General features: G+C 61.2%; 13 protein-coding genes. 3 read left to right on the top strand and 10 right to left on the bottom strand.

Annotated elements, in window-relative coordinates:
- Positions 1 to 65 precede the first annotated feature (65 nt).
- Positions 66 to 1,064 carry an asparaginase gene (locus ACR0K9_RS15690; protein WP_480824562.1) on the top strand — a complete coding sequence of 333 codons (999 nt, stop codon included), beginning with the start codon at positions 66 to 68 and terminating at the stop codon, positions 1,062 to 1,064.
- Positions 1,065 to 1,067: 3 nt separating this feature from the next.
- On the opposite strand, the gene ACR0K9_RS15685 is transcribed toward ACR0K9_RS15690, so the two are convergent.
- The 8 genes from ACR0K9_RS15685 to hutI all read right to left on the bottom strand — a co-directional run bounded on the left by ACR0K9_RS15685 (position 1,068) and on the right by hutI (position 8,357).
- On the bottom strand, positions 1,068 to 1,388 hold the full coding sequence (locus ACR0K9_RS15685) for a YciI family protein (RefSeq protein ID WP_480534476.1): 321 nt from the start codon (positions 1,386 to 1,388) through the stop codon (positions 1,068 to 1,070).
- A 22-nt stretch (positions 1,389 to 1,410) separates the two neighbouring features.
- Positions 1,411 to 1,839, bottom strand: coding sequence for an SRPBCC family protein (locus ACR0K9_RS15680; RefSeq protein WP_480824560.1), 429 nt, complete (start codon positions 1,837 to 1,839; stop codon positions 1,411 to 1,413).
- Positions 1,827 to 2,156: an ArsR/SmtB family transcription factor gene (locus tag ACR0K9_RS15675; RefSeq protein WP_480824558.1), complete on the bottom strand. Its 330-nt coding sequence runs from the start codon at positions 2,154 to 2,156 to the stop codon at positions 1,827 to 1,829. The genes ACR0K9_RS15680 and ACR0K9_RS15675 overlap by 13 nt, the downstream gene beginning before the upstream one ends.
- A gap of 40 nt (positions 2,157 to 2,196) precedes the next feature.
- Positions 2,197 to 3,075: a phosphoserine phosphatase SerB gene (gene serB / locus ACR0K9_RS15670; RefSeq protein WP_480824556.1), complete on the bottom strand. Its 879-nt coding sequence runs from the start codon at positions 3,073 to 3,075 to the stop codon at positions 2,197 to 2,199.
- Positions 3,076 to 3,143: 68 nt separating this feature from the next.
- A complete protein-coding gene (gene hutU, locus ACR0K9_RS15665) occupies positions 3,144 to 4,826 on the bottom strand; it encodes a urocanate hydratase (protein ID WP_480824554.1) in 1,683 nt (560 codons plus the stop codon).
- Positions 4,823 to 5,620: an N-formylglutamate deformylase gene (hutG, locus tag ACR0K9_RS15660; RefSeq protein WP_480824552.1), complete on the bottom strand. Its 798-nt coding sequence runs from the start codon at positions 5,618 to 5,620 to the stop codon at positions 4,823 to 4,825. Before hutG ends, hutU begins: the two co-directional genes overlap by 4 nt.
- Complete coding sequence (gene hutH / locus ACR0K9_RS15655; protein WP_480824550.1) at positions 5,620 to 7,155, bottom strand: histidine ammonia-lyase; 1,536 nt, start codon at positions 7,153 to 7,155, stop codon at positions 5,620 to 5,622. The genes hutG and hutH overlap by 1 nt, the downstream gene beginning before the upstream one ends.
- On the bottom strand, positions 7,152 to 8,357 hold the full coding sequence (gene hutI / locus ACR0K9_RS15650) for an imidazolonepropionase (RefSeq protein WP_480824548.1): 1,206 nt from the start codon (positions 8,355 to 8,357) through the stop codon (positions 7,152 to 7,154). Before hutI ends, hutH begins: the two co-directional genes overlap by 4 nt.
- 81 nt (positions 8,358 to 8,438) lie before the next feature.
- Between hutI and ACR0K9_RS15645 the strand changes: the two genes are divergently transcribed.
- Complete coding sequence (locus ACR0K9_RS15645; protein WP_480824546.1) at positions 8,439 to 9,794, top strand: formimidoylglutamate deiminase; 1,356 nt, start codon at positions 8,439 to 8,441, stop codon at positions 9,792 to 9,794.
- A gap of 26 nt (positions 9,795 to 9,820) precedes the next feature.
- The gene (locus ACR0K9_RS15640) at positions 9,821 to 10,525 is read left to right on the top strand and encodes a GntR family transcriptional regulator (protein WP_480824544.1); all 705 of its coding nucleotides are present in this window, start codon (positions 9,821 to 9,823) and stop codon (positions 10,523 to 10,525) included.
- A gap of 111 nt (positions 10,526 to 10,636) precedes the next feature.
- On the opposite strand, the gene serA is transcribed toward ACR0K9_RS15640, so the two are convergent.
- Positions 10,637 to 12,232, bottom strand: a complete 1,596-nt coding sequence (gene serA, locus ACR0K9_RS15635) for a phosphoglycerate dehydrogenase (protein ID WP_480824542.1) — start codon at positions 12,230 to 12,232, stop codon at positions 10,637 to 10,639.
- Between the two features lie 59 nt (positions 12,233 to 12,291).
- Complete coding sequence (locus ACR0K9_RS15630; protein WP_480824540.1) at positions 12,292 to 13,446, bottom strand: phosphoserine transaminase; 1,155 nt, start codon at positions 13,444 to 13,446, stop codon at positions 12,292 to 12,294.
- Between the last annotated feature and the right edge of the window lie 251 nt (positions 13,447 to 13,697).

Genomic DNA, 13,697 nt, shown 5'->3' with positions numbered 1-13,697 from the left:
ACGCAGGTTTCGCCACAGGCGAAAGGGCGATTGGCAGTTTTTTGCGCATGAATCGGAGGCCCTGGATGACACAACCGATAGCGATGACAGAGCTGTGGCGCGGGCCGCTGCTGGAAAGCCTGCATCTGGGGCACGCGGTGGTCTGTGATGGCAGCGGTCAGATCGTGCAAAGCTGGGGCGATCCGCAGACGGTGATCTATCCCCGGTCCTCAGCCAAGATGATCCAGGCACTGCCCTTGATCACCTCGGGCGCTGCCGCGAAATATGGCCTGACATCCGAGCATCTGGCGCTTGCCTGCGCCTCGCACAACGGTGCGCATATCCATACGGATCGGGTGAGTGCCTGGCTGGATCACCTTGGCCTGACCGATCCCGATCTGCGCTGCGGCCCGCAGGAGCCGCAGGATATGGCTGCGCGCGACGGATTGATTTTGGCGGATGATACCCCGTGTCAAATTCACAATAACTGTTCCGGCAAACACTGCGGCTTCCTGACGGTCGCCCAGCATATGGGCGCCGGACCGGAATATCTTGAGATCGACCACCCGGTTCAACAGGCATGCCTGTCGGCCTTCGAAGAGACCACGGGCGAGACCAGCCCTTGCTATGGGATCGACGGATGCTCGGCCCCGAACTTTGCCACGTCTCTGGTGGGTCTGGCGCGATCGATGGCGTGGTTCGCCTCGGCGGCGGATCGGTCGGACCGGGCCAGTGATGCGGCGCAGCAGTTGACGGCCGCGATGATGAAACACCCTGAACTGGTCGCCGGAGAGACCCGCGCCTGCACCGAGATGATGCGTGCCATGAATGGCCGCGCCGCGATCAAAACCGGGGCCGAGGCCGTCTTCGTGGCCATCATCCCCGAAAAACGCATGGGCATCGCGCTGAAGATCACCGATGGCACCACCCGCGCCAGCGAATGCGCGATTGCCGCCCTTCTGGTCAGCCTGGGTGTGCTGGAGGCCGATCACCCGGCCACCCGCAAATTCCTGAACGCCACGCAATACAGCCGACGCGGGCTGGAATGTGGCGTGATCAAGCCCGCGCCGGGCTTTCCCGGCTAAGGTTTACATTTCGATCTCGTGCACCTCGGCCACCTCGACCGAGCCTGATCCGTTAACCACCATCGGGCAGCCCTTGGCCATCTCGGTCGCGGCATCAATGCTGTCGGCCTTGATCACCGTAAAGCCCGATGCCGGGTTCGCGCCGCCATTGTCAGCCACGCCGCCGGAACTGACCGTATAGGACTGGCCCACCGGATTGCCGGGGATGTCCAGCGCTGGGCCCATGTCCTGAAACCAGGCCCCCCAGGCGGCCATCGTGGCTTCGATCTCGGCGGGGTCCGTTGGGGTATGTCCCCCGTGATAGACAAACAAATATTGGGGCATATCGCTCCTCCCTGATGAAAACTTATTTTGCCTTCGCCTCCAGCTTGCGCAGCGAAGAGGTCCAGCCCTGATTGTGGTTCGCTGCGGCCTCGGCATCGGCCAGTTCGCGGTGATCCAGCGTCAGACGTGATCCGGTTTCAGTGGCCACCACCGAAAAGGTCACGTGACTTTCCGCCCCGCGCTGATTCTGATCGTCATGCCAGCCCCATGTGAACCCCACCGATTTCGGCGGATCGACATGGGTCACGTGACCCGAAACCTTGTATTGCTGGCCTTCACTGTTCTGCATCACCGAATACCATGGACCCGTGCGCGAGAAATCCAGATCGTGTTCAGGCACATGCATCCCTTCAGGACCCCACCATTGCAACAGTCTTGCCCCGTCGCTGATCCACGCAAACAGGTCTTCGGGACTGATGGGGAACTCCCGCTCCAGTTTCAGGTCGGCCATGAATTTTCCCTTTCGATAATGTCGCTGAGGCGGTCGAGGCTGTTTTCCCAGAATTGCCGCCTGGAAATGGTCCAGTCGGCAATGGCGCGCAGGCCCTCGGGCCGGATCGAATAGATCCGCTGCGTGCCTTGCACGCGTTGCTGCACCAGACCAGCCTCGCGCAGCACTTTCAGATGGCGCGAGATCGCGGCGCCGGACATGCCGCGCCCTTCGATCAGATCACCGGCGGGCAGCTCTCCGTGATCCATCAGTTGCTCGACAATCGAGAACCGGGTAGCATCGGACAAAGCGGAAAAACTGGTCAGAAGCGTGTTCATGACCACTATTTAACACAAATGTTAAATTAAGAAAACCCCTTCAGGGCGATACGAATTCGGAACGCCCATATCCCTGCAGGTACAGCAGCGCCGTCAGATCCCCATGATTGATCCGAATATCGCATTCCGCGGCGACCGACGGCTTGGCATGCAGCGCCACACCCGTTCCGGCGCGCCCCAACATACCCAGATCATTGGCCCCGTCCCCCACGGCGATCACTTCCGTCTCAGCGATACCGAGACGGGTGGAAATCTGCTCAAGCGCCTCGATCTTGGCCTGCCGCCCCAGAATGGGCCGCTGCACATCTCCGGTCAGCTTGCCGTCTTCGGCCAGAAGGGTGTTGGCGCGGTTCTCGTCAAAGCCCAGCAGCTCGGCCACGCGCGCGGTAAAGGCCGTAAAACCACCAGACACCAGCGCGGCATAAGCCCCGTTCGCGCGCATCGTCGCCAACAGCGCTTTGCCGCCCGGCATCAGAGTGATCCGTTCATTCAGAACTTTGGTGATGACGCTTTCGTCCAGCCCTTTCAGCAACCCGACACGTTCGGTCAGCGCGCCTTCGAAATCCAGTTCGCCATTCATCGCGCGCGCGGTGATGTCCTTGACCCGATCACCGACGCCTGCCTCATCTGCCAGTTCATCAATGCATTCCTGCTGGATCATGGTGCTGTCCATATCCGCCAGCAGCATTTTCTTGCGCCGGCCTTCCGACTGCTGAACGACCAGATCCACGCCGACCTGCTGCAGCTCTGCCCAGACGTCCCACCGGTTCTCAGGCACCTCAGGTATGGAAAACTCGGCTGCCTCGCCGGGGCTCAGCCAGATCCCATCGCCCCCGCCCCAGGCATTGCGCAGAGACTCGACCAATGCCTGATCGAGCGTCGGCGCATTCGGATTGGTCAACAGGGTGGCTACGTACATATCGGGTCTCCGGCAAGTTCCCCTGCGAGATATCGCAGGGGTCGCCGTTTCACCAGAGACAGTTTGACCTAGCCCAGAATGCCCGGCAGCCGCAGCCCGTGTTCGCGGGCGCAGTCTTTGGCGATCTCATACCCTGCATCCGCGTGACGCCACACGCCCGAGGCCGGGTCGTTCCACAGCACCCGCTCCAGCCGCCGCGCGGCATCCTCGGTTCCGTCGGCACAGATCACTACGCCTGCGTGCTGACTGAAGCCCATGCCGACCCCGCCACCGTGATGCAACGACACCCAGGTCGCGCCGCTGGCGGTGTTAATCAGGGCGTTCAGCAGGGGCCAGTCCGAAACCGCGTCCGAGCCATCCAGCATCGCCTCGGTCTCGCGATTGGGGCTGGCGACCGAGCCGCTGTCCAGATGGTCGCGCCCGATGACGACCGGCGCCTTCAGCTCGCCTTTGGCCACCATCTCGTTGAATGCCAGCCCGGCGCGGTGCCGATCCCCCAGACCGATCCAGCAGATGCGGGCAGGCAGACCCTGAAACGCGATGCGGTCCTGCGCCATATCCAGCCAGCGATGCAGGTGTTCGTTTTCGGGAAACAACTCCTTCATCTTCGCATCAGTCTTGTAAATATCCTCGGGGTCACCGGACAGGGCGCACCAGCGGAACGGGCCGATGCCGCGACAGAACAGCGGGCGGATATAGGCAGGAACAAAACCGGGGAAGGCAAAGGCGTTCTCAAGCCCTTCATCCTGCGCAACCTGACGAATGTTGTTGCCATAATCCAGCGTAGGTACGCCTGCGTTCCAGAAATCGACCATCGCTGCGACATGCTGTTTCATCGAGGCGCGCGCGGCTTTTTCCACTGCTTTAGGGTCTGTTTCGCGCTTCTCGCGCCATTCACCCATGGTCCATCCCAGCGGCAGGTAGCCGTTGATCGGGTCATGCGCACTGGTCTGATCGGTCACGATATCCGGGCGCATCCCGCCCTCAGCCATGCGGCGATAGATTTCAGGAAAAACCTCGGCCGCATTGCCCAGCAGGCCAACCGATTTCGCCTCACCCGCTTTGGTCCAGCGGTCGATCATCTCAAGCGCTTCGTCCAGCGTCTCGGCCTTCTCGTCGAGGTATTTGGTGCGCAGACGGAAATCGATGCTGTCCGGGTTGCACTCCACCGCCAGGCAGCTGGCCCCGGCGAAGACAGCGGCCAGCGGCTGCGCGCCGCCCATACCGCCCAGACCTCCGGTCAGAATCCACTTGCCGGTCAGGTCGCCGTCATAATGCTGACGGCCAGCCTCGGCAAAGGTCTCATAAGTACCCTGAACGATGCCCTGCGTGCCGATATAGATCCACGAACCAGCGGTCATCTGGCCATACATCATCAGGCCCTTCTTATCGAGCTCGTTAAAGTGATCCCAGGTTGCCCAATGCGGCACGAGGTTGGAATTGGCGATCAACACGCGCGGCGCATCCCTATGCGTTCGGATGATCGCGATGGGCTTGCCGGACTGGACGATCAGGGTCTCGTCCTCCTCCAAATCCTTCAAACCGGCAATAATAGTGTCGAAATCCTTCCACGTACGCGCCGCACGACCGATGCCGCCATAGACCACCAGCTCATGCGGGTTCTCGGCCACATCCGGGTGCAGGTTATTCATCAGCATCCGCAGTGGCGCCTCGGTCACCCAGCTTTTGGCGTTCAACTCGGGGCCGGTCGGCGGGAAAATATCGCGGGTATTCTTGCGAGGGTCGGTCATTGTGCAAGCTCCAATGCAGTGTCCTGGATGGCGTCCAGAATGTCGAATAGCCAGCGGCGCAGACGCGCCGCCTTTTTGTTGTCAAAAGCCCAAGGCGCAGCTTCCGTGGTCAGATAGGTCGATTGCGCCAGCTCCATTTGAATTGCGTGCAGCCCCTCGGCGGGGCGGCCATAGTGGCGCGTGGTCCAGCCCCCTCTGAAACGGCCGTTCAGAACCGTGCTAAAGGGCGAAGATGCGGCGAATTCATAAGTAATAGACTCGATTTCGGGCGCGCAGGTCACGCCTCCATCTGTTCCGATATTCAGATCAGGCAGGGTACCTTCGAACAGAAACGGGATACGGCTGCGGATCGAATGGCAATCAAACAGAACCGCAAAACCATGCCTGGCTTTGACCCGCTGCAACTCTTCCTCCAGCGCCGCATGATAGGGCGCGTGATAGGCTTGGCGGCGGGCTTCGATTTCGTCGACAGACGGCTCTTGCCCCTGCTGCCAGATCGGCTGCCCATCGAAATCGGTCAAAGGCACCAAAGTCGTTGTGTTTTGCCCGGGGTACAAAGACACGCCTGACGGGTCGCGGTTGCAGTCAATCACATAGCGGTGGACATGCGATTGCACGACAGTGGCACCCGGCAAAAGCCCGTCATAGAGCCTGTTTATGTGCCAATCCGTGTCTTTCAGGGACTGCCCGGTCGCATTCAAACGACCCGCAATATCCGGCGGCACATAAGTTCCGCCATGTGGCTGGCCCAGAACAATGGGGCCGTCGCCGTGCTGAACGTCGAACACCTGCATCAGGTCAGCCCCGGCATTGGCACATCGATGGCTTGCAGAACAGAACCGTCCGCGATCAGGGTGCGTACCTGTTCCAGTTCAGGCGCAAGGTACCGATCCTCGGCCAGCGCGGGGATATCGGCGCGCAGGCGATCAATCACCCGCTGCAATGGTGCGCCGGTTTGGAGAGGGGCGCGGAATTCGACGCCTTGCGCGGCGCAAAGCAGCTCGATCCCCAGAATATAGTTCAGGTTCTCGACCATCCGCGCCAATCGCCGTGCCCCATGGGCCGCCATCGAGACGTGGTCTTCCTGATTGGCCGACGTAGGCGTGCTGTCGGTCACACAAGGGTTGGCCAGATGCTTGTTCTCGCTCATCAGCGCGGCGGCGGTAACTTCGGCGATCATCAGGCCCGAGTTCAGCCCCGGTTGCGGCGTCAGGAACGGCGGTAGATCAAAGCTGAGCGCCGGGTCCACCATCAGGGCAATGCGCCGCTGGGCAATCGCGCCGATCTCGGACAGGGCCAGCGCGATCATGTCGGCGGCAAAACCCACAGGCTCGGCATGGAAATTCCCGCCCGAGACAATTGCCTCGGGGTCGGTCAGGACCAGTGGGTTGTCGGTGGCTGCGTTCGCCTCAATCTCAAGCGTCGTGGCGGCCTGCCGGATCACGTCCATCGCCGCTCCGGTCACCTGGGGCTGGCAGCGGATGCAATAGGGGTCCTGCACGCGGGTATCGCCATCGCGATGACTTTCGCGAATCTCGGATCCGTCCAACGCGGCGCGCATGGCGGCGGCGGCCTCGATCTGGCCGCGATGACCACGCAACGTGTGGATTTCAGGTTGCAAGGGCGCGGTCGAGCCCATGATCGCATCGGTCGAAACCGCCGAGACCACCAACGCATTCTGCGCTGCGCGCCAACCTTCGAACAGCCCCGCCAGCGCATAGGCCGTCGAAAACTGGGTGCCGTTGATAAAGGCCAGCCCTTCCTTAGGGCCCAGCTGTATCGGCTCCAACCCGACGGATTTGAGCGCTTCTGCCCCAGGCAGCACCGCGCCATTCACCTCGGCCTCGCCTTCCCCGATCACGACTGCCGTCATATGCGCCAATGGGGCCAGATCGCCTGACGCCCCGACCGATCCCTGTGCCGGGATCACAGGCGTCACGCCGCGAACCAGCATCTGCTGTAGAAGTTCCACCAATTCCCAGCGCACACCGGAGGCCCCGCGCCCGAATGAAAGCAGTTTCAGCGACATCATCAGCCGAGCCAGACGCCGCGGCACGGCAGGACCAACCCCGCAGCAATGGCTGAGGATCAGGTTGCGTTGCAGGGTCGAGGTATCCTCGGCCGCAATCTTGTGGCTGGCCAGTTTGCCGAACCCGGTATTTACACCGTAAACCGGCTCGGCCCCCTGCGCCGCCTGCGCGATGCGCGCCGCTGCGGCCTCGGCCTTTGGTCGGCACGATGCATCCAGCGAGATCGGAACCTCGGACCAATAGATTTCCTCAAGCTGAGCCAGTGAAACCTGACCCGGAACGAGGGACAAGGGCGTCATTGCAGACCTCCGAAAATACGTGCGTGAAGGGGGTTAAAGCCAATTCGGTAAGACAACTCAGCAGGGTGCGCCACATCCCAGACCGCCAGATCGGCACGCAGACCGGCGGCGATTGTCCCGGTATCCGTCAGCCCCAAGGCGTGCGCGGCATTGCAGGTCACGCCTGCAAGCGCCTCGTGCGGGGTGAGGCGGAACAGGGTGCATCCCATGTTCATCGTCAACAGCAGCGACGTCAGCGGAGACGAACCCGGATTGCAATCGGTGGCCAGCGCCATCGGAACCCCCTGCTCGCGCAGCGCCTCGATCGGAGGCAGTTGGGTCTCGTGCAGCGTATAGAAGGCCCCGGGCAGCAGCACCGCAGCAGTGCCCGCCTGCGCCATGGCAGCAACCCCATCCGCATCGAGATATTCGATATGATCGGCGGATAGGGCCCCGAATGAGGCCGCCAACTTTGCGCCTCCCAGATTGGACAATTGTTCGGCATGCAGCTTGACCGGCAGATCCAATTCCTGCGCGACCTTGAAGACACGCTCGATCTGCGACGGGTTGAAGGCGATGCCTTCGCAAAACCCGTCGACGGCATCCACCAGGCCTTCGGAATGCGCCGCGCGCAGGGTCGGGATACAGACCTCATCGATATAGGCATCACCGCGTCCGGCATATTCCGGCGGGATCGCATGTGCGCCCAGAAAGCTGATCCGCACCCGGACCGGCCTCTCTTGTGCGATTCTCCGTGCGGTACGCAGCATGCGCAATTCGGTCTCGGAATCGAGCCCGTAACCGGACTTGACCTCGATGCAGGACACGCCCTCGGCCAGCAAGGCATCCACACGCGGCAGGGCGTCTGACAGCAAAGCGTCCTCCGACGCCGCACGAGTCGCGTTGACCGTCGACAGTATGCCACCCCCTGCGCGCGCGACCTCTTCGTAGGTTGCACCATTCAATCGCATCTCGAACTCGGCGGCGCGATTGCCGCCAAAGACCACATGTGTGTGGGCATCAATCAGGGCCGGAGTGATCAGGCGGTCGCCGAAATCGGTACAGGGCGCATCGGAAAAAGCCTGCGGCAGCGTGGACCACGACCCGACCCAGGCAATCTCCTCCCCCTCGACGACCACCGCGCCATCTTCGATCAACCCATAGGGGTGACCGGATTGCATGGTTGCGATGTGTTTGCTGCGAAGAACGGTTTTTTTCGTCATGGCGATTCTTTTGGGCTCCCCCTGCGCTTGGATTTTTCGTATACGTGTATCGAATTAAAGTCTACACAAATTGGAAATGCCATGACGGTTCATGCAAAAACCGCCTTGTTAGGCTCAAACTGGGTGCGTGATGTGCGGGTCAAGATCACGGACGGGCGGATATCCTCGCTTATGGTGCAGACGCCCGCGCAGCCACAGGATGCCTGCGTCGACGTCCTGCTGCCCGCGCTTGGAAACTTGCACAGCCATGCGTTCCAACGCGCGATGGCCGGAATGACCGAGGTTCGTGCCGCCGGACGCGAAAGCTTCTGGACCTGGCGCACCTTGATGTATCGCTTTCTGGACCGCCTGACGCCCGAGCAGATCGAAGCCATCGCAGCACTGGTTTTCATGGAGATGCAGGAGGCCGGATATGCCTCGGTCGGAGAATTCCACTATGTCCATCATCAGCCGGGCGGCGCGCCCTATGCGCAACTGTCCGAGCTGAGCCAGCGCATATTCGCAGCCGCCGACCAGACCGGAATCGGCCTGACGCATCTGCCTGTGCTCTATACCTACGGCGGCGTCCGGCAAGAGGCATTGGCCGGAGGGCAGTTGCGCTTTGGCAATGACGTCGAACGGTTCTTGCGTCTGGTGGACGACTGCCGAACCGATCTGCCTCATGCTGACAGCCGTGTCGGCATCGCACCTCATTCCCTGCGGGCCACGGCGCCGGATGATCTGAAACAGGTGCTGGCCCAAGCGCCGCAGGGCCCGGTTCATATCCACATTTCGGAACAGCTGCAGGAAGTCGCAGATGTCGAGACCGCATTGGGCCAGCGCCCGGTCGCGTGGTTGCTGGACAATGCCGATGTCGATGCACGCTGGTGTCTGATTCACGCCACCCACATGACCGATGATGAAACCCGCAGACTGGCGCAGTCCGGGGCGGTCGCCGGTTTGTGTCCGATTACCGAGGCAAATCTGGGTGATGGCATCTTCAACGGCGCGGTGTATGTCGAAAACGGCGGCGCATTTGGCGTCGGGTCCGATTCGAACGTGCGTATTTCCCTGCCCGAAGAGTTGCGGACTTTGGAGTATTCGCAGCGGCTTCGCGACAAGGCCCGGACGGTGCTGGTGCGAGGTGAAGGATCTGTGGGCCATGCGCTTTATTCCGGTGCGGCACGGGGCGGGGCGCAGGCGCTGGGACGCGATGCCGGTGAGATCGCCGTGGGCAAGCTGGCTGATCTGGTGGCAATCGACCGGACCCACCCGACGTTGTGTACCTTGCGGGATGACCAGCTGCTCGATGGCCTGTGTTTCGCTGCACCGGACGGCACAGTGACCGATCTGTGGTCGGCGGGACGCCATCAGGTGCGCGCCGGTCGACATGTCGCCCGCGCTGCGATCCTGTCTGCATATCGTGCAGCAATGACCGACCTTCTGGCTGACATTTAGTCAAAAACCCCTGTATCAGAGCCGAAATGACCCAAAGCAACGACACCACCAGTTACAAGGACATCAAGCAGACGGTTCTGCGCCGCATTCGCTCGGGCGAGTGGCGGCCGGACAGCTTGCTGCCCAACGAGCAGGAACTCGCGGTCGAATTCTCCTGCACCCGCACAACGGTGAACCGCGCCCTGCGCGAACTGGCGGATGAGGGTTTTCTGGAACGCCGCCGCAAAGCCGGAACACGGGTCCTGAGCGCGCCGCTAAGGCAAGCGCGCTTCACCATTCCGCTGGTTCGGGATGAGGTCGAAGCCCTGGGCGGCACCTATCGCTATGCGCTGGTCTCAGCCGAGATACAGCCCGCCCCTGACTGGCTGCGCGCCCGACTGGCCCTGCAAGCGGGCGACCGCGTGATGCATGTGCGCTGCATGCATTATTCGGGCAATGCCCCGTTCCAGTACGAGGACCGCTGGATAGTGGTCGAGAGTGTTCCGCAGGTCGAGCAGGCCGATTTCTCTCAAATCGGACCCAATGACTGGCTGGTTCAGACAGTCCCGTTCACCAATGTCGAACTAACCTTTCTGGCCAGTCGCGCCGACATCTCGGTCGCTGGTTTCCTCGATCTACCAGAAGGGGAGCCGGTCTTCACCGCAGAGCGTATCACCTGGTTGCAGGGCCGTCCCGTCACCTTCGCCAAGATGTATTTCGCCGCCGGATATCGGATGACCACGCAATTCTGACCGCAGGCCATCGCAATTAGCGATTTCCTCGGCGGCGCTATGGTCCAAAATATATGCCCGCGCTGTCTCCGGCGCGGGCATGAACAGATGGCAGATCGCGGGATGCCGAGGTCAGGCGACGTCAAATTCCAGCGGTTTGATCTGCGTGAACAATCCGGTCTCGGCCAGTTTCGCACGCGCCTCGGCGGGGACCGGTTCGTCAACATAAAGCAGCGCTATCGCTTCACCGCCCGCCTCGGACCGGCCAAGGGTGAAGTTGGCGATGTTCACGTCATTTTCACCCATAGTCTGACCCAGTGCGCCTATGATGCCTGGCACGTCCTCGTTGGTGGTATAGAGCATATGCGCCCCGATCTCGGCATCGATATTGATGCCCTTGATCTGGATGAAACGCGGCTTGCCATCGCTGAACACCGTGCCCCCGATTGACCGTTCGCGTTTGCTGGTGACGACGGTCACTTTGATATAACCCTCGAACGCGCCGGATTTATCTTGATTGGTGGTCGAGATTTTGATCCCACGTTCCTTGGCAACCACCGGAGCCGAAACCATGTTCACCTCGGGGTTAAACTTTTTCATGATCCCCGCAACCACCGCGCAGTTCAGCGCGGCCAGGTTCATCTCGGCGGCCACCCCGTCATAGAGGATATTGATCGCCTGCACCGGTTCATCGGTCATCTGACCGATGAAGCTGCCCAGATGACCGGCCAGCTTGATCCAAGGCCCCATTACCTTGGCCTCTTCCGCCGTCACGCTGGGCATGTTCAGCGCGTTTTCCACCGCTCCGGTCAGCAGGTAGTTCGAGATCTGCTCGGCCACCTGCAACGCCACGTTTTCCTGCGCCTCGGTCGTCGCGGCGCCCAGATGCGGGGTGCAGACCACGTTGGGCAGGTTGAACAGTGCGTTGTCCTTGGCGGGTTCTTCGCTGAACACGTCAAAGGCTGCACCCGCAACCTGACCCGATTGCAGTGCTTCGGCTAATGCGTCCTCATCGACCAACCCGCCACGGGCGCAGTTGACAATGCGCACACCTTTCTTGGTTTTCGCCAGATTCTCTCGGCTCAGAATGTTGCGGGTCTGATCAGTCAGCGGCACGTGCAGGGTGATGAAATCGGCGCGCGCCAGCAACTCGTCCAGTTCGACCTTTTCAACCCCCATCTTAGCGGCTTTCTCTTCGCCCAGATAGGGGTCATAAGCGATGACCTTCATCTTCAGACCCAAAGCGCGCTCACAAACGATGCCGCCGATGTTCCCGGCGCCAATGACGCCGAGGGTCTTGTTGGTCAGTTCGATCCCCATGAACTTGGACTTTTCCCACTTGCCCGCATGGGTCGAGGCACTGGCCTCGGGGATTTGCCGCGCCACGGCGAACATCATTGCAATCGCGTGCTCAGCAGTGGTGATCATGTTGCCGAACGGCGTGTTCATCACGATCACACCTTTTTTCGAGGCGGCGTCCTTGTCGATATTGTCAGTGCCGATCCCGGCGCGGCCAATGACCTTCAGCTTGTCGGCTTTCTCCAAAATCGTCGGCGTCACCTTGGTGGCCGAGCGGATGGCGAGGCCGTCATATTGACCGATCACCTCGGCCAGTTTGTCCTTGTCCTTGCCCAGATCGGGCATGAAATCCACGTCGATGCCACGGTCGCGGAAAATCTGCACGGCGGTTTCGCTGAGCTTGTCGGATACGAGTACTTTGGGGGCCATATTTGTGGTCCTTGAATTATATGGAAGGTCCGGGCCTGTGTCGCGGCCCGGTGAAAAGGTCAGGCGGCTTCGGTTTGCGCCTCAATTTCGGCCTCAAAGGCCCAGGCCAGCCAGGGCAGCATCGCCTCGATATCCGAGGTCTCGACCGTGCCGCCGCACCATATCCGCAGGCCCGCAGGCGCGTCGCGATAGGCACCGATATCCAGCGCGATATTCTCGGCCTCCAGCCGTTTGGCGACGGCCTTGGCGAATGCTGCGCCATCCTGAATGCGTGCGTCGGTGAATTTCAGGCAGACGGATGTATTCGACCGAGTCGCCGCGTCTTCGGCCAGATTGGCGATCCAGTCGTTCTGGTCGCAAAACGCATGCACCGCACCGGCATTGGCATCCGCGCGGGCGATCAGCCCCTGCAGGCCGCCGACCGAGCGCGCCCAGTCCAGCGCGAACAAATAGTCCTCAACCGCCAGCATCGAAGGCGTGTTGATCGTGGCCCCGGTAAAGATGCCCTCGATCAGCTTGCCACCCTTGGTCAGACGGAAAATCTTCGGCAGCGGCCAAGCGGGGGTGTAGCTCTCCAACCGTTCCACAGCGCGCGGGCTGAGGATCAGCATCCCATGGGCAGCTTCACCGCCCAGCACCTTCTGCCAGCTGAAGGTGGTCACATCCAGCTTGTCCCACGGCAGGTCCATTGCATAGGCTGCCGAGGTCGCGTCGCAGATTGTCAGCCCCTGACGGTCGTCGGCGATCCAGTCGCCATTCGGAACCCGCACGCCCGAGGTCGTGCCGTTCCACGTAAACACTACGTCATTGGCAAAATCGACCGAGGCCAGATCCACGATCTGCCCATAATCGGCAGTTATCACTTCGGCGTCGATCTTCAGTTGCTTGACCACATCGGTCACCCAACCAGAACCGAAGCTTTCCCACGCCAACATCTCGACCTTGCGCTCGCCCAGCAGCGACCACAGCGCCATCTCGACGGCGCCGGTGTCCGAGGCGGGAACGATGCCGATCTTGTAGTCTGCCGGAATACCAAGAACCTCACGCGTGCCTTCGATCGCCGCCTTCAACTTGTCCTTGCCAACAGCGGCACGGTGCGACCGACCCAATGCGGCATCGGCCAGTTTGGACAGTTCAAATGTGGGGGGTTTGGCGCAGGGGCCCGAGGAAAAACGCGGATTCGCCGGCCGCGTTGCCGGTTGTTCGATAGTCATCTGTATTACCCTTCCAGATACACGCCCCTCGTTGGGGAGGGGTGTCCCACGCACAGGGGTATGGGGCGTTTGCAGCCGCAGCAAGCAGAAAAGACGCTTCTTTGGACAAAAACGACACGCGGAAGGGGTTCAAATCAGAACAGGAGTTTCCGATTGGCGAAAACCCCGCCCATTATTGGGCGGGGTTGAGGAGTATTACTCAGCGGCGTCTTCGTATTCTGACATGGGAGGGCATGTGCAGATGAGGTTTC

The sequence above is a fragment of the Ruegeria sp. L12 genome (genome assembly GCF_056531745.1).
Note: the sequence above shows the minus strand (reverse complement) of the source record. Positions and strands in the feature narration are given on the sequence as shown.